The organism is Streptomyces sp. HUAS TT11 (assembly GCF_051553595.1).
Taxonomy (GTDB): Bacteria; Actinomycetota; Actinomycetes; order Streptomycetales; family Streptomycetaceae; genus Streptomyces.
Genome location: NZ_CP196184.1, coordinates 9,630,016 through 9,655,497, shown reverse-complemented (window position 1 = coordinate 9,655,497; position 25,482 = coordinate 9,630,016). Strand labels below are relative to the sequence as shown.

Here is a 25,482-nt window from a genome sequence, read left to right as displayed (position 1 = left end):
GGCAAACACAACATGCCGATGACAGCGGCCGGATGGAAGTCGGTGTTCAGCGCCGCAAGTTTTGAAGACACGCCCTGGTCGGGCTGGGCGCGGCCACATGTCTGGCTGCAGTGATGTGGACCGGCGTCGCCGGCCTTGTTTGAGATTCTTCATCACACCCGGGCTGGTGGTGTTGGCGTTGACCTTGAGGGCCTTTGATCGTCCCGGTCTCGCCTTGTCCTGTCTCTGGGGTATTCCATGCTCCGCGTCGGCCTCACCTTGCGGGGGGTGTCATCTCTTCGCGGTGGCGGAAGAGCCTTCGGCGCCGCACATACAAGGCGACGGCGAGGCTGAGCAGCGGGATGACGACGGCAGCGGCGATGTAGAAGCCGGGGGTGGCCCAGGCCGGCCCCGGCCACACGGACACAGCGACGTCCGCCGCGTCGTCAGCCGGCTCGGTGTCGCCGCTGGGGCGTCTCGGGTCGCTGTCCGAGACCGTGACCCGGCCGCTGCCGTCGGCGCTGTTCTTGTCGATGCGCAGTGTGAACGGGAACGTCGTCGTGGCCCCCACCGCTCCGACGCGCGCCGTGCACACGTACCGTCTGGCACTCGGCTGCCTTGCGGAGGCTTCCGCAAGTGGCGTGCCGTCGGCGGTGACGGCCCGGCAGTCCTGGGCGATCACCTCCTCGTCACGTTCGAAGCTGTACGGCGACGCCATGACAGTGGTGCCCTCGGGCACCGTGAAGACGACCTTCACCGCTGCCGTCAGCGAACCGGGACCGTTGTTCCGCACGCCGATCCGCACGGTGGACAGACTGCCGATGGGACCGCGCGCTGTGTCGGCGACTGCGGCCAACTCGCTCCGGTTGTCAACGCTCACGTGGAGCACCTGTGGATCGTCGCCGACTGTGCTCGTCACACCGGCGTCGGTCTGGGAGGCCGGAACGAAATGCAGTGGAGGCCCGCTGCCGGGCCGGTACCTTGATGCGATTTCGGCCGGGGGAACGTAGTCGGTGCCGATGGCATCAGCACTGAAGGTGACGGTCGGATAGGTGGCATCCCGTGCGGCCCGCAAGTGCTCGCGGGCACCCAGGCCGTACGACCGGCCGGGCGGAATGACGATGTCGTCCGCGAGGAGCCGACACCACGCCGAAGTGCCGCCTCGATAGCGGCAGTTGCGGTGCCGGTCGGTCAGGGTGATGCCATCGCGTGCTTCCATGCGCAGGGCCACTCCGCGGGCGGGCACGTCGCCGACGTTGCGTACGGTCAGCCGGACCGACAGGCTCCCGCCAGGTGTCACCGGGCCCGGATCGGGGTGAAGCCAGACCCGGAGCTTCGGTCTGCCGACCACGATGAGGGAGTGACCGCTGACCGGCGGCAGGCCGGGCGCGGTCACACGGTAGCGCAGCACCGCGAAGTCGCCCGCCTTCGCGCCTTTCGCGGGACTCAGGTGGAAGGCCTGGATGCCCCCTCCACCCGTTGGACCCGCCTGCGTGACGCAGTGGTAGACGGGCAAGTGGACAACACATGCATCGAGCGCCCGCTTGACGGTGACGACGCCCTTCAGATCACTCGCGTCGAAGGTCACCCTCAGCCTGACCGTCGCACCGCCGGCTCTCTCTTCGACCCGCAGGTCAGATACGGCCTGTTGTGGATCGCGGGAAACGTAGAAGACCGAGGGAACGACCAGCTTCACGTCGGCCCCGCTCGAGGAGCACCCGGAGAGGACGGACGTCATGGCGGCCAGCGAGAGCAGAAGACCGACGGCAGCCGTGCACGCACGGATGACCGGGCCCGCTTCCCGACTCAAGCCCCTGCGGGGGCGACGGTCCCGCCGCAGAGTGCGCATGTGGCCACCCTGCCAAGTCGAGATCACGACCACGCCTCGCTACGGTCACAGGTGTCTTGATCGTCACCAGCCGCACGAACCTTGCACATGTCGGTGCACCGGACCCTGCGCGCGTCATCAAACGTGCGTCTTCGTTCGAGCATGCGGGCAGCAGCCGCAGTCTGCGGGCTCAGAAGGGATGGCATCGACGTCGGGAGCTTCACGGGCCGTTAGCCTGTCGGCATGCCTGAGTGCGGCATTCCGGGGCGCAGCGGCATGCACTCGAATGCGCCCTCCAGCGCCCACCGCCGAAAGCAGGCGTGCAGCACGGCCCACGGGCCGTACCGCTGCGGCACGTCCCGCCAGGCCGTCCCCGTGCGGAACTTCCACACGATCCCGTCGAGCACCGTGCGGTCGCCCAACCGCCCCCGGCCACGCAGTGACACCAGCAGGGGCCCGACGAACTCCCACTCGGCATCGGACAGTTCATGGCGACATATCACCCAACACTGATCCACCACTCGAGATCTTTTGAAGACACGGCCCAGGTCTGGCCCAGGTCAGGGTGTTCGGCGATCCACTCGACCGGGTTCGCCGCCGGCCGGCCACCGGAACTCGAAAGCTTGACCCAACCCGGATGTCAGACCTCGCTGACCTGCGGCTCCTCATGACAGGCGAACGCATGCCCGAGCTCGCACAGATCACCGACGCCCGCAAGGCCACTCCCGAACTCCGACGTCAGCTGATCGACTGCCGGATCGCGGTCACCCACTCGGGCGGTGCCGCCGGATTCCCCTTCCCACCCGTTCAGGACGACGACGTCGCGCCAGCCGCGGACAAGCTCCTCGGTCCTCACCAGCCGCAACACAGCCGCCTCATCACCGCCAGATTCGACGACGTTCTTGCCGCATGGGTCGTCCTCAACCGCGATCCCTACCAGCTCGTCGGACACTGTCGCACGGTCAACCACCTTCAGACCCACCCCGAATTCCACGGCCGTGGTGTCGGCTCCGCCCTCATGCGTCAGCTGCCGAAGATCGCCCGCGACGAACTCGAGCTCGAACAACTCCACCTCGCCGCCCGGCAAGGAGAGGGGCTGGAGGACTTCTACAGCCGGCTCGGACGGCGTGAAGTCGGCCGCTCGCCCTGCGCCTCGCACCCGACGACACCCGGGACGAGGTCCTGATGCTCCTCGATCCCCTCTGACCGCAGGGGTATGCAGACAGCGCCGATGCCCGGCTCCGCCATCACATGCCGTGCAGGAGCTGGAGAGGAAGACCCGGATGGCGCTCGTTCCCGCTACCTGCCAGGACATCCGGGACGCGCCGTTCTCGAAGATCGGGGCGACACCGTTCCCCTGGTGGGGCATCCCGGAGAAGCCCAGCCATGAAGCAGACAGGGCGAGGCAGCACAAACCCGGGACGGCCCGCGGTGCCTCCCACGCAGTCCAACAAGCCTGACCCGCCCGGTGATCAACTCGCCGCAAGGTCTTCCGGTCCCCTTCCAAGGGCACGACAGCCGTGAGCCGGTCTTCGACATCTCCCGTCTTCCGCTCCCCGGCCGGCACAAGGACCCGGCGCAAGTCCGGGCAGTCCGCTGCAGTCCGCCGGGGACCTTGCAAACCAAGAGTTCACCGAACTACACATTCGCCGCGATCAGACACCTGCTGACCCTCCCGACTCAGATACCCGAGCCGCCGGTGACGCCAGGGATACTCAACGCCACACCCGGTCCCCCACCCAGCCGTGGGCGGTCGGGCCCTGCTCCAGATACCCGACCGGCATCCGCAAACATGCCCGAGACAGACGACACCCCGATCCACCGGGCCCCGCCAGACAAAGGCCTCCTCACCTCCCGCGCCCTATCTGGTGCCACTGCCAGGCCGACTTCCCACTCACCCGCAGCCACCGCAGCCTCCCGCGCCCTATCTGGTGCCACTGCCAGGCCGACTTCCCACTCACCCGCAGCCACCGCAGCCTCCCGCGCCCTATCTGGTGCCACTGCCAGGCCGACTTCCCACTCACCCGCAGCCACCGCAGCCTCCGGCGCCCTATCTGGTGCCACTGCCAGGCCGACTTCCCACTCACCGCAGCCACCGCAGCCTCCGGCGCCCTATCTGGTGCCACTGCCAGGCCGACTTCCCACTCACCGCAGCCACCGCAGCCTCCGGCGCCCTATCTGGTGCCACTGCCAGGCCGACTTCCCACTCACCGCAGCCACCGCAGCCTCCGGCGGCTTGACCTTCTGGGCGAATACTTCCGCCGCCTGCATCCGCACCACCTTCCGGCATCGGCGTGCCTCCAGCCTCAACCCGCCCCCGTCCGCATACCTCACACCCAGGGACTACAGCCAACGCCCATCACCATCGGCGAGTTCCGTGCACTCCCCCTGACGAGCCGACGAGCCGACGAACCGACGAGCCGACGAGGCGACGAGCTGACGAGCTGACGTCGGTATCGCTGTAAGTCACTGCGCAGCCCCGGCCACGGCCCGGTCTGGCAGGAGGGCGAGGAGCTGTTTCGTATGGCCGGGCAGTTCCACCTCTGCCAGTCCCGTAACGATGTCGTGCAGCGGCACGGGCTGATCGACCAGGAGGGTGCCGTTGGACAAGAGCCGGGCGGGCACCAGGGTGGCGAGTTCGGCGTCGCTGAGCGCCGCACCTCCGGCCAGTGCGCACAGGGCGGCCGCCTGAGCGCTGATGCGGTCCCGGAGCCCGGCGCTGCCGCCGGCGTGCGCGATGGATTGCTCGATAGTCCAGGCGTCGAGAGCGATCCGGTTGTCGTACGTCGTGTTGGCCCCCGCGGCGACACCCGCGAGGACGGCGAGGGTGGCGGCGCCGACCAGGCAGACATGCGCAAGGATCTGATCGGCGTTCCACTCGCCGTTCGGCGCAGCGGGACCGGGGCCGTCGGCGTCAGCGTCGGCGTCGGTGGTGTCGGCCACGGTGGCGGCGTCGGCGTCGGCGTCGGCCACGGCCACGGTGGCGGCAGCATCCAGCAGTGCACGGTAGGCGTCCTGGAGCGGGGCGGTGTCCAGCATGTGCTGCACCTCTCTGCACGGGCGGATACGGAAAGAACAAAGGGCGCAGAGGGCGCGGCTCAGCTGTGGGCGCGGGACATCTCCCAGGGCGCCTGAGGCAGGACCTCGCCGGTTTCCAGCATCGACTTGAGGTTCGCCAGCACGGCCAGCCAGCCGGCCGAGATACCGCCCAGCATCTCCTGGTTGGGGAGGTTCTCGTGGGTCACGGTGAGGCGAACGATGTCCTGATGCGGTTCGACGAGGAAGGTGACGACTGACGGCTCTCTCGGCGATTCGGCATCGGGGACGTCATCAAAGGTGATGACCAGCCGCGTCGGGGGCTCGGCCTCCAGGACACGACCCACCACGTCGATCTTGCCTGAGCCGTCGGCTCGCCGGTGCTCCCAGGCCGAGCCCGGCTGCCAGTCGGAGACGTTGGCGTGTCCCCAGTAGCGCGCTGTCAGGTCGGCGTCGGTCAAGGCTTGCCACACCTGCTCCGCACCGGCGCGGATGTAGGTGACGTACACGTAGTTGGGCACCGGTGTGGATGCATGGGTCATGGCGTACTCCTCTGCCTGGTGCTTGATGGCACTGATCGCCTGAAGGCGCGGCTTGTCGAAACCGGAGATCCAACGCGCCTCGATCTCGTGGATCGGAACGGGGTTCAGATAGTGCAACCGCTCCCGGCCACGCCGCACGACGGTGACGAGGTTGGCCCCCACCAGGACGTCCAGATGCTGCGTCGCCGACTGACGCGTCATGCCAAGACGCTCACACAGCTCACGCAGCGTCTGCCCGTCGTGCTCACGCAGACGGTCCAGAAGGAGCCGCCGGGTGGGATCGGCCAACGCCTTGAACACCGAATCGATCACGGTTGCTTCGAAACTCACACCCCCATTATGCAGGCAATCACCTGCCTATCGTCAAGGGAGGCCGGCCGCACGAACCGAACACACCGATGCACCCCCACGCCCGAGGCCACCCCGTCACACCCATCCCCGACGTCCCCACGTCACCCTGACAAGCCGAAGGCAGCAAGGGCGAAGGCGACGAGGCCGGTCCCTGCCGTCTGGCTGGTCGGCGCCCCCCGTAGCCCGAGCTATCGAGATCCTGGAACGGCTCTGGCCACGGGACCACAACATGCTGTTCGCAGTCCTGGCGCACACCAGCGGCTCACGGACCGGCACCGGAGCAGTGCCGGCGAACTCGACCACCAACGCCTGTGTGACATCAAGACCCTCACCGTAGAAGGCGGTGCGGTCGACCGCACCGCCTTCTACGGGCACCCGCCCCTGCTCTCACCTCCGCGTCGAGTTCGAACGGCGCCTGAACGCCATGCGCGAGGCTGGCGAGATCCCCGACCCCCGCGAAGCCCAGATCACGCCACGGCGGAGAACGTCAAGCTCCGGGAACGGCTGGCGGATCGGAACAGACGATCGCCGAGCTCGCGGACTTCCGCGGTCAGGTCCTCGCCCGACTCGCCGCCCAGCACGAGGAGATCGTCCGGCTTCGCGAGTCCGCCGCCGGGACAAGCCCAGTGAGTCGCCGGCCCGCGCCGCGAACCACAGTGATGGGAACCTGCAACTGACAGCCCAAGGCTCGCTGTTCGGTGCTGCCGGAAGCACAGTGATGGGAACCTGCGGCTGACAGCCCCAGGCTCGCTGTTCGGTGCTGTCGGAAGCACAGTGATCGAAAAGGGTTTGCGGGCGAGGGCTGCGGTTGGATAGACGTAACCGCTGGACCCCCACCACGAGGGTTGAGGGGCCACGACTGCGAGAGGAGGGATAAGCCCATGATCCCCAAGAACACCGCGCTTGTGTCCCCCCGGGTTGCGGACCACGTCTGACCCCGGAGCGGACGGGCGCCTTCACCGGAGCGTGCCTTGACCGTGAAAACGAACGACCTGACCATGCGTCCGATCACCGGACACGACGAACTCGACCTCTTCTCCCAACTGCCCTACATCCTCAATGAGGAACTGGCGGACGACCTTGCCGCTGGCCGCCGCCGTCCGGAATGGATGTGGGTCGCCCTCCGGGGTGACCGCCTACTCGCCAGGACAGCCTGGTGGAGCCGATCAGCCGGCGACGCACCACTCATCCTGGACATCCTCGACATCGAAGACAGCCCCTCGGGCCCCGATCACGTGGACATCGGGGCGCGACTTCTGCACACCGCGATGGCCGCTACCCTCCCGAACGGGTCGCGCCCCCCTGAATACAGCCGTTTCGTCCCACCGGACTGGCGTGAGAACGCGGTAACGAGACAAGCTGTCGAAGACCGCATGACGGTACTCGAACGGACCGGTGCCCGGCTCTTCGTCGAACGACTGCGCCTGGAATGGCGTCCGGGATCGCCAGTTCCCGAGCCCAATGGGCGCCTCGTCTACCGGCCGGTCCGCGATGGCGAGGAACTCGTAGCCCTGATGTCCTCAGTTCTGGACGGGACTTTGGACGCACACGGCCGTGACGACCTGACCCGGATGTCAGTACACGAAGCGGCCGCCCGGCACTACGAGGCCGAGCTGGCGCGTTACACCAGCCCACGGGACTGGTGGCGCATCGCAACACTGCCCCATGGAGAACCAGTGGGGTTCGTCATCCCGGCCCGCAACGACTACAACGCGATCATCGCCTACATCGCGGTCCTGCCATCGCACCGCGGCAACGGCCACATCGACGACATCCTCGCCGAGGGCACCCGAATCCTCGCCGAACAGCGCGTCCCCCGCATCCGCGCGTCCACAGACCTCGGCAACATCCCGATGGCGAACGCCTTCCAGCGCGCGGGATACATCAATTTCGAGCGTGAGATCAACATGACCTGGAGCTGATCGAGTACCGGGCGGGGGTTCCGCAGACGGTGCCCCCGCCTCCCTAGTCGCATGATCGACACCACATCGGCAAGGTTGGAATGCAACACGTGTCCGTCGCATCATCGCGAAAGTGGTCCCAGCAGCGGACCTGCTCAATGACGACACGAGCTCACCGCACACGACCTCCGCGGAGACAAGGCGGACCCTGCCCCGGTTCATCGCCCGCCGGGTCCACGCCCCCATCCAAAGGGTGTGCATCTGCCGCTGCATATGGCCCGGTCCAAAACGACCACGTACGAGGCGAGCGAGCCCCACCGGTGCATGGGCCTGTACCGCACCGTCCTGCACGAGAGCCCTGCACGACGACCTCCGCTCCGCTCCCCCGATCTGGGATCTGCCCTGCTCCGGTGCCGCGCACCCACGTCGCCTGCACCGGGCCCAAGGACGCCTCCTCCCCGCCCCCCGACGGCCCCCGACAAACCCCTGACAGACACGCCAAAGCACCCGAACCCTCGCAACATACGAGGCGAGCGAGCCCCACCGGTGCATGGGCCTGTACCGCACCGTCCTGCACGAGGGCCCTGCACGACGACTTCCGCTCCGCTCCCCCGATCTGGGATCTGCCCTGCTCCGGTGCCGCGCACCCACGTCGCCTGCACCGGGCCCAAGGACGCCTCCTCCCCGCCCCCCGACGGCCCCCGACAAACCCCTGACAGACACGCCAAAGCACCTTAAATCCTCGCAACAGGGGTCATACGAGTTCCGCTGTGGGCCGCCGTCAGTATCATCGGTCCCGTCGGGGCGGGTGGGGAGGCAGCTAAAGGATGTTCGCAGTCGAGGTCAGACAGACTAAACAGGCGTGGCTGTTGACGCTGCGCGGCGAGCCGGATTTCAACAGCGCCGTGCAGCTGCGAGAGGCGGCGGACCGGATGGCGGCCGAGCCTTCCCGGCCCGGGCTGACGGTGATCGGCTGCGCCGGGCTCGACTTCTGCGACTCCTCCCGCATCAGCAGCCTGATCGCAATCCACCCGCGGCCGTCCGCACGCGGGAGCGCGCTGCGCCTGGCAGCGGCGCCCGGTGCGGTGGCACGAATCTTCACTTCAGGCTGACGGGCCTGGACCAGGCCGTCCGCGTGTACTCCACGGCCCCGGACGCCCTCGCCGCCGACGGCGAAGGCGTACCGGCCCCTTCACCTGCCGACGCGCCGGCCTGACTACCCAGGACTTGTCGGCCTGCTGTGAAAGCGATCTCAGTCGACGATGATCGCGCCGCGGGCAGGGCAGTCGAGATGTCTACAGTGCTTACTTGCGCAGTCGCAGGTCATTGACAGCAGGGTGCCTGTTCAGCGCTCTTCGGCCCACCCGTTAGCATGACCGGCCAGTGGGGCCACACCGTGCCGCACCCAAGCGGGCAGGTGCCCTTACACATGAGGTGGCCGGATGACGTCGCTGCTGGTCTACGCGATCTACCTCATAGTCGCGGCGCTGTACGCGTATGCCCTGCTCGACTGCATCAGGACACCCGCGGCACGTATCCGAATACTGCCCAAGGCGGGTTGGCTGCTCATCCTGGCCCTCTTCCCTGTTGTGGCCGCCATCGGCTGGCGAAACCTGGGCAAGCGGTCCACCCGCACCGAGGAACAGCCATCTGCGGCCTGAACCCGGTAGCCCGCCTCACATGCGTCATTGCAGTACCGGTCGCAGCCACTCCTTAGGCGGTCCCGTCGAACGCCAAAGACCGACCACCCCGAAAACCCAAGCTTCCGGCAATGACGGACCCGGCCCGCAGAAACCCGGATGATCGCCTCGATCGCGATCCCACGCATACGCAGGCAGGACCGGCTGCGGCGGGAGCCCCACGCATTGCCGGCCCGCACTCGGTCCGACCGTCTGCAGGGCCGCCCTCGACCGAACCGGGACACCCCCTCCCCGGAAACTTGCCCACTGTGAGCCTTCGCCGCCCTGCGGTGCGATGCGGTGCGGTGCGGTGCGGTGCGCGCCCAGCATGCGGTGCGGTGCGGTGCGTGCCCAGGATGCGGTGCGCCAGGCTTCCCTGCGGGTCGGGGCGCGCCGGTGTTCCAGTCCAGGCCCAGCACGGCGAGATCGCCGGTGCACCGGGCGGCGGCCCGGACCCGGGGACCACAAGCCCGACAGGCGGCCGAGCCGGCGGCACGGGCGGCGTCCAGCACGAAATCGGACCGGATGCGCGCCGCGTCAGTGCGCGCCCTCACCCCCGCTCACTTCGGCACCAGAACCCACACCATGCCCCTCCTCCGCCCGCCATAATGGAGTCATGCCCTCCAGCCCACAGCACCCCGCGCCCCCGTCAAGGAACCTCTCGGGCGCGGACGCCGAGGACCTCGCGCTGTACCGGGAGAAGTTCCAGCGCCGACTGCCGAAGTCGCTCGACGAGTTGCGCGGTCCGACCCAGGGAGTCGTGGATCTGCCGCTGCACATGGCCTGGTCCGGGATGACCTCGTACGACATGGACAAGCCTCGCCAGCGCATGGGCCTGTACCGCACCGTCCTGCACGAGGGCCTGCACGACGACCTGCCCCGCTACCTCAACCAGGACCTGCTCCTTCAGATGTGGCCGGTGCTGCGCACCCTCGTCGGTCGCACCGTGCGCACCGTGTGGGAAGACGCCTTCTCCCAGCTCGCCTCGCGTACACGGGCAGCCGCGTGACGGACATGCCAGAGCTGCACACGCGGCTCCTGGCGGATGTCATTGCTCTCGGCTCCCCCTATCCGCTGGTCCTCACCGGCGGATATGCCGTACGGGCGCATCACCTGGTGAACCGCCCCAGCCAGGACCTCGATGTCGCCACCGAGAACCCGACCCCCATGGCGGACATCGCCGACACCCTCCGTAACGGCCTTCAAGCACGAGGCTGGCAGGTTCGGGCGCTGGAGACGGCCCCTTTGTCCGCCCGCTTCACGGTGTCCGACCCCGTCACCGGTCAGGAGTGCGAAGTCGACATCCTCAAGGAGGTCTTCTGGCGGCCTATCGCCCAAAGCCCCTACGGGCCCGTCCTCGCAGAGGAGGACGTCATCGGGACCAAAGTCCGCGCCCTCGCCGACCGCGGAGCGCCCCGCGACCTGATCGACGTGTTCGCAGCCTCTCGCCGCTGGGCCGATACTGAGCTCGAGGAGTTCGGCCGCCGCCACGCCCGCGGCCGCTTCGAGCGCGAAGACCTTCAGGCGAATCCGGCAGGCGCCGAATGGACCGACGACGAAGCCTTTGCCGCCTACGGCCTCGACGACGAAGCCATCACCGCTCTGCGCACCTGGGCCCTGCGGTGGGCCGACGACCTCGCCTCCCGGCTACTCGCGGACTCCGGCGATCCGGACATCGACTGATCGCATCCGGGCCCCGACACCGCTCTGCACGCAGCGCCGCGGTGCGTGCCCAGGGTGCGGTGCGTCAGGTCTTCCCTGCGGGTCGGGGCGCGCCGGTGTTCCAGTCCGGGCGCAGCACGGCGAGGTCGCCGGTGTACCGGCCCGCGTTCAGCACGCGGGTGCGGGTGCGGGTGTAAGCGTGCGGGTGCGGGTGATGAGAAGCCACGGCTCGGGCCACCGTGACACCGGCAGCTCGCCCCGCCTGTCACCGGGTGGTGAGCAGGCCCTCGCGCAGTCGGGTCAGCAGGCGGGAGATCAGGCGTGAGACGTGCATCTGGGAGACGCCCAGACGTTCGCCGATCTGGGCCTGGGTGAGTTCTTCGACGAACCGCCAGTGAATGATCCGCCGCTCGCGTTCGTCGAGTTCGGCAATCATCGGTGCGAGAGCATGGAAGTCCTCGATGAGTTCCAGAGCCGCGTCCTCGTCGCCGATGAAGTCGGCCAGCGCCGACTCCCCGTCCTCACTGTTTCCGATCGCCGCGTCCAGCGAGGCCGACGTGTAGCCGTTGGAGGCGAGTTGGGCCTCGACGACCTCGTCCTCGGGCAGACTCATCAGCTCCGACAGCTCCCTGGTCGTCGGGGTGCGGCCCAGCCGGCTGTGCAGTTCCTCCTTCGCGCGGGCCAGTTGCACCCGGGCCTCCTGCAACCGGCGAGGCACATGCACCGCCCAGGACGTGTCGCGGAAGAACCGCTTGATCTCCCCCACGATGTAGGGGACGGCGAAAGAGGTGAACTCCACCTCGCGGGAGATCTCGAACCGGTCGATGGCCTTGATCAGCCCGATCACACCGACCTGGACGATGTCCTCCATCTCCTCCGGCCCGCGGCTGCGGAACCGGCCGGCCGCGAACCGGACCAGGGAGACATTCATCTCGATCAGCGTGTTGCGGGCGTAACTGTACTGGGGTGTCCCCTCCTCCAGCACCGCCAGCTGCTCGAAAAACAACTTCGACAACTCCCGGGCGTCCCGGGGCGCGACCTTGGACGGGTCCGCGATCCGCGGCACCTCCACCGCCTGCTCGACCACCTGCACGGTCGCCTCGACTGCCTGCACGGTCGTCGTCGCCACGACGCGCCCCTCCCGCTCGTCCGGTCTCACCCCGCCGGCCTGTCCACCGGCAAGCAGACGCGTACCCGACCACCGAACCATCATTCCTGAAATTCCTTTCGGGTTTTCCTCAGTGGCCGCCCTCCCGGATGACGGTGTGACTACGCAGGACGTCCTTCACCTTGGCCACCCCAAAACCCCAACCCTGCCCGACGGCCGGCTCGGCAGGCACCGCGATCTCGTCGGGCTTGGTCACCACGCCGAGGAGGACCGCGCCGGGAGCGTCGAAGGTCCGGCGTACGGCGCCCACCAAGTCGCCCGGACCCGTCACACGGACGCCGGTGACACCCATCGCGCCGGCGACAACGGCAAAGTCAGGGCTGTCCAGGACAGTACCGAACCCGGGCAGACCGACCCGCTCCTGTTCGAGTTTCACCATGCCCAGCCGCCGGTTGTCGAAGACGACGAGCTTGACGGGCAGGCGGTAGGTCTTGAGGGTCATCAGGTCGCCCAGAAGCATGCTCAGCCCGCCGTCCCCGCAGAAGGCCACCACCTGCCGGTCTCGGTCCAGGCACTGTGCGCCAAGGGCCTGGGGCATCGCGTTGGCCATCGAACCGAGGTTGTAGGAGCCGATGAGTGCTCGCCGGCCGCGCATCTGAACGAAACGCGACAGCCATACGGTGGCCATGCCGGTGTCGGAGGTGAAGACGGCGTCCTCGGCGGCGACGCGGTCGATGAGCGCGGCCAGCGCCTCGGGGCGGACGTCGTGGGCGCGGTTGTCCAGGGCGGAGCGGACGCGGCCGACCAGACCCGTGTCGTGCGCGGGGTCGGCCAGCCGCGCCTGACCGGTGCGCCACTGCTCGAACCGTTCGCGGGCCCGGGTCAGGTGCGAGCGGTCGCGTGCGCCGTCCGTGCCGGCGGGTGGGCAAGCGAGGTGGTGAAGGAGGTCGCGTACGGTGGCGCCGGTGTCGCCCACGAGTGCGACGTCGACCGGTACCCGGCGCCCGATGTGGGTAGCGTCGGTGTCCACCTGGATGACGGTGCGATCGTTCGGATACCAGTCCCGGTAGGGGAAGTCGGTACCGAGCAGCAGGAGGGTGTCGGCGTCCTTCAGAGCCGCTGCCGCCGCCGGGTTGCCGATCAGGCCGGTCTGACCGCGGCCACAACGGCCCCGAGCCCGGCGAGCAAGGCACCCACGACAACTCCCATACGCGTCACCCCTCGCGGATTGCCCGCCGACCGGCCCCCATGCACCCCCGGCCCCCAAAAGACCGTCAAACACGGCACCTCGCGTGACCTCACCCGCGGACCCGGACTGTGGTGTTGGGTGACCGCGGCTACGACCACGACCACGACAAGTACCGTCGGCTGGTTTGGGACCTCGGCGTGAAGTCGCTGATCGCCCGGCGCGGCACCGAGCACGGTTCCTAACTCGGCACTCAACGCTGGGTCGTGGAGCGTGCGTTCGCCCACCTGGCCTGGTTGCGTGGCCTGCGGATCCGCTAGGAGATCCGCAGGCGACATCCACGAAGCCTTCCTCACCCTCGCATGCGCGCTCATCTGCTGGAGGCGCTTGAAGCCCCCGCAACAGGAGTTCTTGGAACTTCAACAACGTGACAGGCCAGTGACCCGGCTGACCCGAGCAAGGCCGAGAATCAGGCTCCGGCGATAGTCCGGCCCGGCATCCGCTCCGCGAGCGCGGCCCGCCAGGCCGGCGCGCCGAAAGGGTCGGCGAAGTACTGCGTCTCGTGCACCACGCGCTGATCAGCGAATTCCATGATGCTCACCGAGTACGAAGGCACACCGTCGTAGGTGATGAGGCATTCGCTCACCCACAGATCCCCACGGCCGGTGATCCGCTGGACGGTGAAGTGCCGGTCGGCCGGGTGCCCGCCGCGTTGCGCCGAGATCGCCGCTCGGCCCCGGAACCGCTCGCCTGACTGGGGGTAGTCCAGGATCGCGTCCGTGGCGTAGATGGCGTGCTCGGCTTCGGCGTCCCCACGATCCGAGGCCCGCCAATGGTCCTCGACCGCGGCCCTGGTCCGAGAGTCAGCATCCATCGCACCCCTTCCGTAGCGGTGACAGCCTAAGCGCTCCGGGTCACAGCCGACCGGGGGCAAGCCGGACCCGGGGCGGCCAGGTCCCCCCTTTGGCCGGATCGGAGGGCGGCAGCCGTCCACCGTGGCAACGAACGTCGAGTGACCGCCACCCCGCTCACCCCATCCCCGAGTCATTCAGTCAGGAGTTCGTAACGGGCCCAGGAGGGACAGCAGCGGACCCGACGCTCACCCCGTCCGGTCACCCCCCTTGCGGCCTGGAAGGTCTCTTCCATCCGCTGTCTCGACCCGGCGACGCGCGTCAGCACGGCCAGACGCACCTGCTGGGGCGACAAACAGCGGTAGTAGGCGAGTTCCCCGGTGACGCGGTTAGGGCACCTTGGCTTCGTAACTGACGTGCGACATCGTTTATCACCGAGTCCGGGCAGCACTTGATGATCACAGGGCCGGAAAATGTCGATGCGAACTGACACCGGTCAGGTGCTTACGTCCTCGGTGGGGAACCGGGAGGAGGCGCTCTACCGGCGGACCGCCGCGATCAGTCCGCCGGGCCGCTCCTCGCGCTGCGGCGGGGTGCTGATCGGGCGGCCGTAGGCGGCAGCGCGCTCGCGCAGGGTGTGGCTGTCGGCCTCCCAGCCGTGCCCGGCCAGCCAGCCCACCGGGTCGTCGGGCATCTCCGAGACCCACATGGACGCCGCCGATCCCGGCACGGCGTCCGCGCCGAAGCGCTCGATCACGCCGCGCGAGCCCAACGTCAGCCCCATCCAACTGCCTGCCGCCGACTGCGCGCTGATCCGGGCCAGCAGCAGCTCCACCGCGTCCTCGGGCAGATAGATCAGCAGCCCTTCGGCGATCCACACGGTCGGCACCGCCGGGTCGTGCCCTGCGGCGGCCAGCGCGCCTGGCCAGTCCTCACGCAGATCCGCCGCGACGGTGATCCGCTCGCAGCGTGCGACGGCCCGCTCCCGGCGCAGCACCGAAGCCTTGAAGTCCAGTGGCGCGGCGGTGTCGACCTCGAACAGCCGGGTGCCTTCGGGCCAGTCCATCCGGAAGGCCCGGCTGTCCATGCCGGCTCCGAGCAGCACGACCTGCCGGACCCCGGACTCGGAGGCCTGCTGCAACAGGTCGTCGAGGAACTTCGTCCTGATGACGATGGAGAACGCCACGCCCAGCCAGCGTCGGCGCGCCGCCTCGTCATCGGGCAGCGGCGGCAAGGAGGGCCACAAGCCGCCGGCGGTGGCGAAGGCCTGTGCCAGCGGGTCGCGGAACAGCGCGTTCTCCCGCTCGGTCTCCAGCGCCCGCACCCTGGCCACCCCCACCGCCGTGGCCCACACTCCCGACGGCTGCACCCGCTCCTGCTCATCAGTCACCACGCCAGCCTAGATGATCGATTCCAAGGGGAGCTGATGAGCGGAGCCATGTTCATGCGCGGCCATCCGGTCATCCGCGCACACTCGCCGCACTGGTCATGACGGGCAAGAACAGGCGTCTTCCCCTTGACGTCCTCGTGAGCCGACAAATGCGGCTCCCGCCGATGAAGGGCTTGGTGGTGCGGCGTCAGAAGGGGGCGTCGTGTGCGGCGGCCCGGGCCTGCGTAAAGGCCAGCGTTCAGCGGCCCGCGTCCCGCCTCGATCCGTTAGCTCTTCTCCGCCTGCCCCTCGGCAGCCATACGGTCGTTGCCGAGGGCCCTTCCCAGGATCTGCTTGGCCTTGCCCTCGGCCTGCTCGGTCTTCGCCTTCGCCTTCTCGCCCGCACTCATGGAACATGCCTCCTCACAACCGGGGTGGGTGCCGCTGTCGCGGTGACACCCACGTGCCCCAACTCCCCCTACACAAACAAGGCACCCTTCGCGAATGAACGAACATCGCAAGGGCACACGGCGGGCCAGGAGGTAGATAACAATGGTTCCCTTGCTTCTTGTTCTGCTGCTCGCGATCATCCTTTTCGGCGCCGGCTTCGCCGTCAAAATCCTGTGGTGGATCGCCCTGGCCGTACTCGTGGTCTGGCTGCTCGGCTTCCTCATGCGCTCCACCTCCGCAGGCGGCAGCCGCGGCCGCTGGTACCGATGGTGACCTGACCGGCGCATACACACACCCCTGCCGGGGCCCGACCGTCCACGACGGCCGGGCCTCGGCCATACGGTCTCACGTGGCCCGCCTCATCGGATGTCGAGACATGCAGTGTCGAGGGCGCAGGCATGGACCGCAGGCCACCCTTACTCACGGCACACCCGCCTTTCGAAGCTACGCGCCCGGTAGTACCGCAGCGCGCGGGGTCCTGGTGCCGCGGCTAGCGTCGAGACGGTGCCAGGAGTGAGGCGGGGGTTGCCGGGCATCTGCTCTTGCGGGCGCCTCAGGCGGCCCGCACTGTCTTATTAGTCCTTTCTGCCTCTACGGGAGTTCCGGCGTGATCCTCGACGGCATACCCGCACCCGCTGAGCCCGGCGCCGAAGCCGATGTGCAGGCCCGCAAGCAGCGCCTGCGTCGCCGCCTGGAGCGGCTGATCGGCGTGGCCGCCACCGAAGGCAACGAACTGGCCCCCTTGCGCAACGGCGACGAGATCTTCCCCGCGATGCTCGGCGCGATCCGCTCGGCCCGGCACACCATCGACATGATGACGTTCGTCTACTGGCGCGGCCAGATCGCCCACGACTTCGCCGCCGCCCTGGCCGAACGCGCCCGCGCAGGAGTGCGGGTGCGGCTGCTGCTCGACGGGTTCGGGGCCCAGAAGATCGAACCACGCCTGCTCGACCTCATGGACGCCGCCGGCGTGCAGGTGGCCTGGTTCCGCAAACCGGTCTGGCTGTCACCGTTCAAACAGAACCACCGCTGCCACCGCAAGGCCCTCATCGTCGACGAGCACACCGCGTTCACCGGCGGCGTCGGTATCGCGCAGGAATGGTGCGGCAACGCCCGCAACCCCGGCGAGTGGCGCGACACCCACGTAAAGGTGTGCGGCCCCGCCGTGGACGGTATCGCCGCCGCGTTCGCGCAGAACTGGGCCGAATGCCACGACGAACTCTTCGACGACCACGACCGCTTCACCGACCACCCGCAGGCCGGCTCGTCCATCGTCCAGGTCGTACGCGGCTCCGCCAGCATCGGCTGGCAGGACATGCAGACCCTCATCCGCATCATGCTCACCTCTGCCGAGCAACGCTTTCGCCTCGCCACCGCCTACTTCGCCCCCGACACCTACTTCGTCGACCTGCTGTGCGAAACCGCCCGCCGCGGCGTGCGCGTGGAGATCCTCCTGCCCGGCCCGCACACCGACCAGCGCGCCTGCCAACTCGCCGGCCAGCACCACTACACGCGCCTGCTTCAGGCGGGCGTGCACATCCGCCAATACCAGCCGACGATGATGCACGCCAAAATCATCACCGTGGACTCGGTCGCCGCCCTCATCGGCTCCACCAACTTCAACCGCCGCTCCATGGACCACGACGAAGAAGTCATGCTCGCCGTCCTGGACGAGACGTTCACCGCCGCCCTCGATGCCGACTACGAACGCGATCTGGAACACAGCGTCGCCATCGACCTGACCCGCTGGAAACGGCGTGCGGTCCTGCAACGCGCCAAGGAAGCCGCCATCACCCCGATCCGCCGCTTCCTGTAGCCGCACCGGCGCGCAGGCCCGGCCCGCCCCAGCAGCCGTCGGCACCCTGCCGCCGTCCGCCGGGTGGGCAATCCCTCGGCGGGCCGTCGCCGGGGACCTGCGCCCCGCGGGGGAAGAGAGCCGCCGTCATCGCTGGTCCGTCGCGGCCGACTGCGTCCGGGTCGCGGGTACGGTCGTCTTCACCATCCTTCCGTTGCTGAGCTCGTACACCGTGCGTTTGCCACCCGCCGCGGCCTCTTCCAGGACGACGCGGTCGACGTAGTTCCTCGGGTTTCTGCTGCCCGGGCCCCTGAGCTCCTTCTCAATGGCGTTCTCGACCTTGCGCACGTCCCGGATGTCATCGGTGACCTGCATGGCGATGGTTCCTCTGTGGCGGTTCGCACTGCCGGGTTCCGAACGCAGGGTGAGCTCCGGCTGGGTCGTGGCGTTGCCCTGCCCGCTGGCGTTCTTTCCTTCGAGCTGGAATGCGGCCGCCTTGAGATTGGCGGCGAAGTTCCGTTCGACCGTCTGCTTCGCCTGGACGAACTCGCCCGTGTACATGTCGGCCGCCTGAGCCCTGGCGCTTGTGTCCCCGCCAGGGGCGACGGGCCGCCAGATCACCCAGTCGGCGCCGACGTTGCCGGACCGCTTGTCCGGTTCATAGGCGGCGATGTGGTTGCCGCCGCCCTCCGCGCCCGAAGCCCTGCCGAGGTAGTGGTTGATGTCGTCCCGGCTGCATGCACCGAACTGGACCACGCACTGCGGGTCCTCGTTCAGCTCCATCAGACCCATCTGGAGCTCGTACAACCATCCGCTGCCCGGCACTGCCTTGCGCGCCAGGGACTGGATCTCGTCCCGGGGGAAGGCGCGATCCCCCATCGCCGTCAGCTCGGTCAAGACCGTACGCGCGCCCGCCTGTACAGCCGAGTCATCACTCGCGCCGACGGCGGCGGACGGTCCGGGAGTCGCAGCCGAAGCAGCGGGCGACTTTCCGTGCGTGTCCTTGACCAGGTTTCTGAGCTTATCCGCGGTCTTGGCCTCGAATCGCTCGTCGGAGTCGATCAAGCGGTTCAGGGTGGCGAACAGCTCGCCCTGCACGCGCTGCTCGTCACTTGTGTTCCGGATACCCCATCTACGCTTTGCCGACTGGCCGAAGGTGAAGAAGGTCGGCACGTTCGCCTTCCAGCGAGCGAGCTCATCGATCGTCTTGTGCTTCCCGTCGACCACACACAGACCGATGTCGATGGCCCTTTGCACCGTCCCCGTCGCAGGCACCCCGCCCCCGTCTGCAGCCGGTGCGCTCTCGGGGGCCGATCGGGCCATCACCCGGGTCGCGTTGACTTCCGCTTCGCGTTCGAACCGGTCGGACGGATCGGACACCTTCAGGCCCGCGCCGTTGTCGGTGCCCGCCACCGGGCCCTGGCGCTGCTGGATGACGTGCGTCAACTCGTGGGCCAAGGTGTGCTTGTCGGTTCCCCCCTCGCCGATGACGATGTGGCTGCCCGAGGTGTAGGCGCGGGCGCCGACTTCGGCGGCGGACACCCTTGCCGCGGCATCGTTGTGGATACGGACGTCGGAGAAGTCCGTACCGAACCGGGCCTCCATGTCGGACCGGGTCGCCTCGTCCAGGGGCCGCCCGCCGCCACGCAAAACATCGTGGACGGCGGAACGCTGCACGACAGGCGGCTCGGCCTGCCGGCCGCAGTCGGCGTCATGCTCATGCTGTCCCCGCTCCCAGGAGTGCCCTGCCCGGCGGAGCATCTGGACGACACCCGCGTTCCCGGCGGAGCTCTGCAGGGCGAGCAGCCCCCAGGACGGTGTGCCCGCTCCGGCCGCCGGAGTACGGCGGTTCTCGGTCCGAACCGATTCGGCGTGTTCGTGGTCCCGCACAACAGCCTCTTTGAAAGAAGGGATACCGACTCCCCTCTTACCTACGCGGTGGACGGCTGCGGGCACCAGGTACCGATGGGCAGGGTCGCATGGCCGCACGGGCAATCGACGCGGCCCCCTACGGCCTCGCTCCTCACCACGGTCCGCGGCCGGGGGATGCGCCGGGCTCCTGCGCCGTCCCACGACCAAAGGCACACAAGCCCGGACGGCTCAGCGAGTGGCGGTGGCGGCGGACTCCGCCGGCTGGAGGTTCGTCGCCCATGCCACGATCTGCGGCCAGAACCTTCCCGGCCGCTCGCCGCCGATGAGCTCCTTGACCGCATCGGTGAAACCCGGACTGCCCTCCGTGCACATCACGCCGCCGTAGGGCAGCTTCGCCCTCGGTCTGGACAACCCCTGCAACTCGTGGGGCACAGACTGGCCCGTCAGCTGCCGTGCCAGAACGACGAACTTCGCGAGGTCGCGCCTGCCGGAGACACCGAAGTACATGCGGTCGACAGCTATCCCCATCCGGCCCTGGACCTGTTCGGCTGACGCTCTGAGCCCACGGCGGATCGTGGCGTGGAGCCCCAGCCTTTCCGCCGTGTCGTCGACGAAGTCGAGGAATTGCCCCAGTGAGACGGCCGTGTCCACACCGGACGCCTCGACCGCGGTTCCATTGGCCCGTCGCTGGTCCTCGGCTCCGGGCCGAAAGTGGAGATTGTCGACCTCTCCGTACTCGTGCCAACCCAACTGATCGTTGAAGTCCGGCTTCATCTTCTTCATGCGCTCGGTGAGGAACGGGTGCATGTAACTTGGAGCGTGGCGGGCGTGGGCCAGCATCGCCGCCAGGGAGTTCTCGACGGTGAGATGGTCGTTCGGCTGCACACGCCCGTTCGCTCCCACCGAGGTGCCGTTGTAGGACCGGTGGGCGAAAGAGAAGGGCGAGTCGTCGAACTCCATCACCATGCCCGGGATGCCGGTGGCGTTGGTCAACTCGTCCGGCGGACGAGAGACGAAAGGATCAGCACCCAAGTCCTCAAAGCGGCCGATCTTTTTGCCGATCTCTTTCTGGGACAGGCCCGCCAGACGTTCGCCGGCCAGAGGGTCGTAGCTGAACAGGTCCCCTTCCTTTCGCAGGAAGCCCTGCCCGGCTTCCTTGGTCGACACCCAGTATTCCTTCACACCGTTCCCGGCGCGCTGGACGGCCACCGGCGGCACAACTTGGGGCGCCGGAGCATGCGCTCGGGCCACCAGCTCGGCCACGACCGAGTTGCCCACCGTCGCCTGGAGTTCGCCGAGCGCGGCAGCGGGACCGGACAGGGGCCTGCCGGTTCCTGCCCGCAGGGCACTGCGGACGGCGGCACCGGCCCGTGCCGGGCCCGGCTCTTCTTCTCGTGCACGCACCGCTTCCCCACCACTCCCGTCGTACAGGCCGCCACCACGGCCGACCGGCCCCTCGCATGTCCGCAAATGGCCAGCCTGACGGGCTGCAGCCGTCCACGGAAGGTACGCACGGGCAGCAACAGAGGCAGACCTGCCGGTCCCCCTGTCCTGTCCCCTGAAAGTCTGCGCGTCGGCCTCAGCACCATGCCGGCACCCGCGCCCACATCGGCGCGGGAGGGACACCATGCACCCAACGGGCTCTTACGCAATTGGTCAGATGTATGTTGGCCTGGATGGTTCGACCCAAATCCAGGTGTCCCCTCCCGGCCGCCCCGGTAACGTGCGCCGGCATGACATCGGAACTGGAACGCCCCCGCTCCAAGCGGACGAACGCACCGCGCTGATCGGCTGGCTGGGCCTGCAACGGCAGATCCTGCGCTGGAAATGCGAGGGACTGAGCAATGAGGACGCGTACCGCCCGGTCATCCCGACCTCACCGCTCATGCCGATGGCCGGTCTCATCGCCCATATGCGCTGGACCGAGCACATGTGGCTGGAGGTGCTGTTCCTCGGCGGCGACGAGATGCAGAACCCGTCGTTCGACGAATCGACCGACGACGCCGACTGGCACACTGATGGCCGCCCCCTCACCGAACTCCTCGCGGAGTACAAGGCCCAGTGCGCCCGCAGCAACGAGATCGTCGCCGCGGCATCCTTGGACGACGTCGGCCGCCACCCCGGCTTCCGCTCCGGCAGCGCCAACCTCCGCTGGATGCTGATCCACCTCGTCGAGGAGACGGGTCGGCACGCAGGGCACGCGGACATCGTCCGGGAACTGCTCGACGGCGCGAAGGGCTACTACTAGCGCGGCTCCGCGTCACGGGCCCTTGCCTCAGGAGCTGGGCCAACACGCCTGACGACCCCTAGCGGGAGAGCACGCAGGGTTGTGCGGCAGGCTCACCGGCTGCTCCCCCGTGCACGTGCCGGTCCCGACCGGCAGTACTACTGGCGGACCGGACATGTCTGACAGCGCCGCGGCGGGGCACCAGAGCTCATGCACGATCGCATGCCGTAGCTGAGTGACACGAGGTGAACCATGGCCAAGGAGATCCGTGACCTGACCCCCCAAGTACACCGTCCCCGGTATCGAGCGTGAGGCGGCCGGCCGGCTGATCGGCCTGCTGCGGATGCGGCTTCATGCCCTCAGCGATCTCCACCTGACGCTCAAGCACGTCCACTGGAACGTCGTCGGCCCCCACTTCATCGCCGTCCACCAAATGATCGACCCCCAGGTCGACCGGGCCCGTGACATGGCCGACGACGTCGCCGAACGCCTCGCCGCACTGGGCGGCGTGGCGCAAGGCACCCCGGGCGCACTGGTGAGCGAACGCAGCTGGGACGACTACGCCATCGGCCGCGCCGACGCCCTCGCCCATCTCGCAGCCCTCGACCTGGTCTACACCGGCCTGATCGAGGATGTGCGCACCTCGACCAAGGAGGCGGGCCAGGTCGACCCCGCCACTGAGGACCTCCTGATCGAGCAGCTGCGCGACCTCGAGCAGTTCCAGTGGTTCGTGCGAGCACACCTGGAAAACGCCTCCGGCACACTCGGCACCGACACGGCACGCTTCGAGGAGGAAGCAGCGGCCAAGGGAGCCCGACTCGGATAAGGCCACCACCCGGTACCGCGGGTGGGGGCCGCGGCTGGTCGTGGACATGCCGCCCGCTAGCATCCTGTGCCATGAAGTGGCGGGGATGGCGGACAGGCGCCGTGGCGGGCGTGGCGGTGCTGGCGGCGATCTGCGCCTCGGGACCGGAGCAGCCGCAGCTCGTGCGCGCGGCCTCCGACCTCGGCCCCCTGCCGGCCGACCGCTACACCTTGACGGCGCAGGACTACCGGCGCTCCCAGCAGGCGTCCGCGCTGCTGGTCCGGCAGTGCATGGCAGGCCGTGGCCACCGCGACTTCCCGCTCGACCCCCGCTTCCCCCGCGACCCCATCGTCGCCACCGCCGTCGCCACCGACTACGGCGTCCTCGACCCGGACACCGCCGGCCGCTGGGGCTACGGCTGGGACCCGGCGCGGCACCCGTCCCCCCTGCCGAAGGGCCGCCGCATGACCAGCGCCGAGTACGCGGACTGGCCCGCCTGCAACGCCGACACCTCCCGGGACCTGATGCGCGGCATCGACATCACACGGGACTGGCTCTACGCAGGCCGGCGGGCGGTCGAGGTCGACAAGGCGGTCAAGGACGACCCGCGTCTGCGCGCGACCTGGGATGTGTGGTCCCGCTGTGTGGCCGCACAAGGATTCACCCGCTACCCCGACCCCGTCGCCGCCTATACGGACCCGGCCTGGCAGCGGGGCAGCGACGGCAACACCCGGCACACACAAGCGGAGCGGGCCACCGCCGTCGCGGACGTCACCTGCAAGCAACGCCACCACACGGCAGAGATCTGGCACACCGTACGGGCGCAGAAACAGGCCGCGGACATCGCCCGCCACCGCGACCGCTACACCGCCGGCCTCACGGCCCTACGGACGTACCGGGCCCACCTGGACGGGGTGGTGCGCACACTCGGCTGACGAGACCGGCACGCAGCGGGGCGGGCACCGCCGCACGCACCCGTCACGGCGGGCAAAGCGATTCACCCGGCACCTGGAACGCGACCTCCACGCCGTCATCGCCGACGTCTCGCAGCCGTGGAACTCCGGTGTCGTTGAGGACGCTCAAGCGCAAGACGTTCGGCTGCCGGCATCGAGTTGCTGCGCAAAACGGGTTCTGCCGGCCCACTGAGCATGGCAAAGCGGCTGAGCTGCGCTCGACGAAAGAAGCAGGTCAGATGGTCCCTCACATACCCCGCCTGCGACACAAGCTAAGGGTTCTAAGCCTTGATCGGTGCGGCCGACCTGGCGGCCTGCTCGATCTTCGCACAGTAGGCTGCACGGGCTTCCTCGTTGATCTGCTTCTCGTGTTCGGCGCGCAACCCAGTCCGGCCGTCGAGTCCCTCGCGCAGGATATCGGCGTGCCCGGCATGCCGGATGGACTCGCCAAGGACATGGACCACGATGGCGAACAGGTTCGTGTCGGCATAAGGCTCCGGCCACCACGGCACGTGCCCGGGGGCTTCGAGGGGAAGCTCGTTGATCGTCGCGTCCGAGTGTTCCCACGTGCGCCGGTAGAACCCGATGATCTGATCGCGGGTCTCGTCCTCGGTCGCCCACAGATCGCCGCCGTTGGAGTCCTGCCACCGGGGCAGCGGTTCAGGGGAAGGGCGGTCGAAGACCTCGCCGAAGTACCTGGCCTCGACGGTGGCTACGTGTTTGACCAGGCCGAGGAGGTTGGTCCCGGTCGCTGTCAAAGGTCGGCGGGCGTCGTATTCGGACAAGCCGTCGAGTTTCCAGAGCAGCGCCTTGCGGTCCCGCCGCAGTCTCCCGTGCAGGTTGTCCTTCGCGAATTCATCGATCATGCGGCATGAGCCTGCCACGGGCTGCTCGTGGTCTCAAGATCCCGTACGTGGTCCGCAACGACTGGCAGGGCGGAGGCCTGGCCATGGCCACCGCCCTGACCTGCTACAAGAAGCTCGCGAAACTTGCCTCGACTGCCGCCACGAGTGGGGTTGGGAAGAAGGAACCAGCGCTCCAAAGGCTTGACCCGGTCATTAAGACTCCACCGGCCCACAGGCTACGGTGCGCTGCGTGGATGAACAGGCAGACGCCCCACTGACGGAAGAGGACTACGCGTCCGTGCTCACGGCGATGCACACCTTGACCGGTCGATACCGCAGCGGTTTGACGCTCAACGAGGCGCTGGCCAGGTGGTGACAGACATTGAGGAGGGTTTCGACACGCAGTGGGTCTGGGAGTACCACCACGAATTGGCCTGCCGTGACTGGCTGTGTGAAGCATGGCCACTCCTGACCGATCGGGTACGCGCACTACGCCAGCCCTTTCTCGACGAGATGGATGATCGGTTCACCGCTGCGACAGCCCCGACCCAGGGCAAGGAGGCCGAAGGCCGGCGAAACGGCAGGTGGTGGCACGATCGCTACCCTCGCCGCGTCTTCGGCCAGCCGGGCGATGAACTGCCGCCGTCGTGGTCACCGGCTCCCGAGTACATCGAGGACGACTGATCATGAGCGTTGCCGAGCTCCACCGACCAAGCGCCCTGCTCACCCACGTTGAGTCCTCATGCCCCATGCGTGCCCGATCAATCGGTGCCGGGCGGCGAACCACGGGGAATCGGAGTGAGACAGCCACTCCGCCGCAAGGTCAACGCCATCCCAGCTCAGCGGGCGTCCGCACGGGCGGCGAGAAAACGACAGGCGCCTCCGCGGCGCGCAACGGTACGGTGCCCGGCATGGTTGACGAGGACGGGAACTTCTCGGAAGGCGTCGCAGCCGGGTACGCCGGGGCGGCGGCGGGCATGTTCGAGCCGAGCGTCGTCACCCCCACCGTCCTGGAGGAGGGATCGCGCTGCCGGAGCTGACAC

25 protein-coding genes and 2 pseudogenes are annotated in these 25,482 nt (G+C 68.4%); 14 read left to right on the top strand and 13 right to left on the bottom strand.

What is annotated here, in order from left to right; genetic code table 11:
• Nucleotides 1-253: 253 nt before the first annotated feature.
• A complete protein-coding gene (locus ACSHXN_RS43470) occupies nucleotides 254-1,717 on the bottom strand; it encodes a hypothetical protein (protein ID WP_438302340.1) in 1,464 nt (487 codons plus the stop codon).
• A gap of 320 nt (nucleotides 1,718-2,037) precedes the next feature.
• Nucleotides 2,038-2,310 (bottom strand): transposase, encoded by a 273-nt coding sequence (locus ACSHXN_RS43465; protein ID WP_438302341.1) that lies wholly within the window; start codon nucleotides 2,308-2,310, stop codon nucleotides 2,038-2,040.
• A 134-nt stretch (nucleotides 2,311-2,444) separates the two neighbouring features.
• Here ACSHXN_RS43465 and ACSHXN_RS43460 point away from each other — a divergent pair, with 134 nt between their 5' ends.
• A complete protein-coding gene (locus ACSHXN_RS43460) occupies nucleotides 2,445-2,993 on the top strand; it encodes an N-acetyltransferase family protein (RefSeq protein WP_438302342.1) in 549 nt (182 codons plus the stop codon).
• A 1,280-nt stretch (nucleotides 2,994-4,273) separates the two neighbouring features.
• On the opposite strand, the gene ACSHXN_RS43455 is transcribed toward ACSHXN_RS43460, so the two are convergent.
• Both ACSHXN_RS43455 and ACSHXN_RS43450 read right to left on the bottom strand, forming a co-directional pair.
• The gene (locus tag ACSHXN_RS43455; protein WP_438302343.1) at nucleotides 4,274-4,846 is read right to left on the bottom strand and encodes a hypothetical protein; all 573 of its coding nucleotides are present in this window, start codon (nucleotides 4,844-4,846) and stop codon (nucleotides 4,274-4,276) included.
• A gap of 59 nt (nucleotides 4,847-4,905) precedes the next feature.
• Nucleotides 4,906-5,694 carry an ArsR/SmtB family transcription factor gene (locus tag ACSHXN_RS43450; protein WP_438306548.1) on the bottom strand — a complete coding sequence of 263 codons (789 nt, stop codon included), beginning with the start codon at nucleotides 5,692-5,694 and terminating at the stop codon, nucleotides 4,906-4,908.
• Nucleotides 5,695-6,734: 1,040 nt separating this feature from the next.
• Here ACSHXN_RS43450 and ACSHXN_RS43445 point away from each other — a divergent pair.
• The 5 genes from ACSHXN_RS43445 (at nucleotide 6,735) to ACSHXN_RS43425 (ending at nucleotide 10,999) form a co-directional block, all read left to right on the top strand.
• Nucleotides 6,735-7,658, top strand: a complete 924-nt coding sequence (locus tag ACSHXN_RS43445) for a GNAT family N-acetyltransferase (RefSeq protein ID WP_438306406.1) — start codon at nucleotides 6,735-6,737, stop codon at nucleotides 7,656-7,658.
• An 806-nt stretch (nucleotides 7,659-8,464) separates the two neighbouring features.
• Complete coding sequence (locus ACSHXN_RS43440; RefSeq protein ID WP_438302344.1) at nucleotides 8,465-8,749, top strand: STAS domain-containing protein; 285 nt, start codon at nucleotides 8,465-8,467, stop codon at nucleotides 8,747-8,749.
• A 330-nt stretch (nucleotides 8,750-9,079) separates the two neighbouring features.
• Nucleotides 9,080-9,298 (top strand): PLDc N-terminal domain-containing protein, encoded by a 219-nt coding sequence (locus ACSHXN_RS43435; RefSeq protein WP_438302345.1) that lies wholly within the window; start codon nucleotides 9,080-9,082, stop codon nucleotides 9,296-9,298.
• A gap of 634 nt (nucleotides 9,299-9,932) precedes the next feature.
• A complete protein-coding gene (locus tag ACSHXN_RS43430; protein WP_355136712.1) occupies nucleotides 9,933-10,325 on the top strand; it encodes a hypothetical protein in 393 nt (130 codons plus the stop codon).
• 5 nt (nucleotides 10,326-10,330) lie between these two features.
• The gene (locus tag ACSHXN_RS43425) at nucleotides 10,331-10,999 is read left to right on the top strand and encodes a nucleotidyl transferase AbiEii/AbiGii toxin family protein (RefSeq protein ID WP_438306407.1); all 669 of its coding nucleotides are present in this window, start codon (nucleotides 10,331-10,333) and stop codon (nucleotides 10,997-10,999) included.
• Between the two features lie 64 nt (nucleotides 11,000-11,063).
• Here the strand turns inward: ACSHXN_RS43425 and ACSHXN_RS43420 are convergent, their stop codons facing one another.
• The 6 genes and pseudogenes from ACSHXN_RS43420 to ACSHXN_RS43395 form a co-directional block, all read right to left on the bottom strand.
• Complete coding sequence (locus tag ACSHXN_RS43420; protein ID WP_383357833.1) at nucleotides 11,064-11,204, bottom strand: hypothetical protein; 141 nt, start codon at nucleotides 11,202-11,204, stop codon at nucleotides 11,064-11,066.
• A gap of 39 nt (nucleotides 11,205-11,243) precedes the next feature.
• Nucleotides 11,244-12,107, bottom strand: a complete 864-nt coding sequence (locus ACSHXN_RS43415) for an RNA polymerase sigma factor SigF (protein WP_438302346.1) — start codon at nucleotides 12,105-12,107, stop codon at nucleotides 11,244-11,246.
• Nucleotides 12,108-12,216: 109 nt separating this feature from the next.
• Nucleotides 12,217-13,242: pseudogene (locus ACSHXN_RS43410) on the bottom strand (thiamine pyrophosphate-dependent enzyme); the annotation flags it as partial.
• Between the two features lie 499 nt (nucleotides 13,243-13,741).
• Nucleotides 13,742-14,146, bottom strand: coding sequence for a nuclear transport factor 2 family protein (locus ACSHXN_RS43405; protein WP_438306396.1), 405 nt, complete (start codon nucleotides 14,144-14,146; stop codon nucleotides 13,742-13,744).
• Between the two features lie 515 nt (nucleotides 14,147-14,661).
• On the bottom strand, nucleotides 14,662-15,477 hold the full coding sequence (locus ACSHXN_RS43400; protein ID WP_438306547.1) for a class I SAM-dependent methyltransferase: 816 nt from the start codon (nucleotides 15,475-15,477) through the stop codon (nucleotides 14,662-14,664).
• 305 nt (nucleotides 15,478-15,782) lie between these two features.
• Nucleotides 15,783-15,902 (bottom strand): annotated as a pseudogene (locus ACSHXN_RS43395) (CsbD family protein); the annotation flags it as partial.
• 142 nt (nucleotides 15,903-16,044) lie between these two features.
• Between ACSHXN_RS43395 and ACSHXN_RS43390 the strand changes: the two are divergent.
• Nucleotides 16,045-16,215 carry a hydrophobic protein gene (locus ACSHXN_RS43390; RefSeq protein WP_355136723.1) on the top strand — a complete coding sequence of 57 codons (171 nt, stop codon included), beginning with the start codon at nucleotides 16,045-16,047 and terminating at the stop codon, nucleotides 16,213-16,215.
• Between the two features lie 334 nt (nucleotides 16,216-16,549).
• Complete coding sequence (locus ACSHXN_RS43385; RefSeq protein ID WP_438306395.1) at nucleotides 16,550-17,758, top strand: phospholipase D-like domain-containing protein; 1,209 nt, start codon at nucleotides 16,550-16,552, stop codon at nucleotides 17,756-17,758.
• A 126-nt stretch (nucleotides 17,759-17,884) separates the two neighbouring features.
• Here ACSHXN_RS43385 and ACSHXN_RS43380 read toward each other — a convergent pair whose 3' ends face one another.
• A complete protein-coding gene (locus tag ACSHXN_RS43380; protein WP_356114259.1) occupies nucleotides 17,885-19,627 on the bottom strand; it encodes an eCIS core domain-containing protein in 1,743 nt (580 codons plus the stop codon).
• A gap of 210 nt (nucleotides 19,628-19,837) precedes the next feature.
• Entirely contained in the window at nucleotides 19,838-20,872 is a 1,035-nt protein-coding gene (locus ACSHXN_RS43375) for a hypothetical protein (protein WP_438306394.1), read from the bottom strand.
• 475 nt (nucleotides 20,873-21,347) lie between these two features.
• Here ACSHXN_RS43375 and ACSHXN_RS43370 point away from each other — a divergent pair, with 475 nt between their 5' ends.
• The 3 genes from ACSHXN_RS43370 to ACSHXN_RS43360 all read left to right on the top strand — a co-directional run bounded on the left by ACSHXN_RS43370 (nucleotide 21,348) and on the right by ACSHXN_RS43360 (nucleotide 23,576).
• Nucleotides 21,348-21,857 (top strand): DinB family protein, encoded by a 510-nt coding sequence (locus ACSHXN_RS43370; protein WP_438306546.1) that lies wholly within the window; start codon nucleotides 21,348-21,350, stop codon nucleotides 21,855-21,857.
• Between the two features lie 322 nt (nucleotides 21,858-22,179).
• A complete protein-coding gene (locus ACSHXN_RS43365; protein ID WP_438306393.1) occupies nucleotides 22,180-22,662 on the top strand; it encodes a Dps family protein in 483 nt (160 codons plus the stop codon).
• Nucleotides 22,663-22,733: 71 nt separating this feature from the next.
• Nucleotides 22,734-23,576 (top strand): hypothetical protein, encoded by an 843-nt coding sequence (locus tag ACSHXN_RS43360; protein ID WP_438306392.1) that lies wholly within the window; start codon nucleotides 22,734-22,736, stop codon nucleotides 23,574-23,576.
• Nucleotides 23,577-23,875: 299 nt separating this feature from the next.
• On the opposite strand, the gene ACSHXN_RS43355 is transcribed toward ACSHXN_RS43360, so the two are convergent.
• The gene (locus ACSHXN_RS43355) at nucleotides 23,876-24,460 is read right to left on the bottom strand and encodes a DinB family protein (RefSeq protein ID WP_355136760.1); all 585 of its coding nucleotides are present in this window, start codon (nucleotides 24,458-24,460) and stop codon (nucleotides 23,876-23,878) included.
• A gap of 229 nt (nucleotides 24,461-24,689) precedes the next feature.
• Here ACSHXN_RS43355 and ACSHXN_RS43350 point away from each other — a divergent pair, with 229 nt between their 5' ends.
• The 3 genes from ACSHXN_RS43350 (at nucleotide 24,690) to ACSHXN_RS43340 (ending at nucleotide 25,479) form a co-directional block, all read left to right on the top strand.
• Entirely contained in the window at nucleotides 24,690-24,815 is a 126-nt protein-coding gene (locus ACSHXN_RS43350) for a hypothetical protein (RefSeq protein ID WP_438306391.1), read from the top strand.
• The gene (locus ACSHXN_RS43345) at nucleotides 24,812-25,123 is read left to right on the top strand and encodes a hypothetical protein (protein ID WP_438306390.1); all 312 of its coding nucleotides are present in this window, start codon (nucleotides 24,812-24,814) and stop codon (nucleotides 25,121-25,123) included. Before ACSHXN_RS43350 ends, ACSHXN_RS43345 begins: the two co-directional genes overlap by 4 nt.
• A gap of 227 nt (nucleotides 25,124-25,350) precedes the next feature.
• The gene (locus ACSHXN_RS43340; protein ID WP_355136764.1) at nucleotides 25,351-25,479 is read left to right on the top strand and encodes a hypothetical protein; all 129 of its coding nucleotides are present in this window, start codon (nucleotides 25,351-25,353) and stop codon (nucleotides 25,477-25,479) included.
• Nucleotides 25,480-25,482 lie beyond the last annotated feature (3 nt).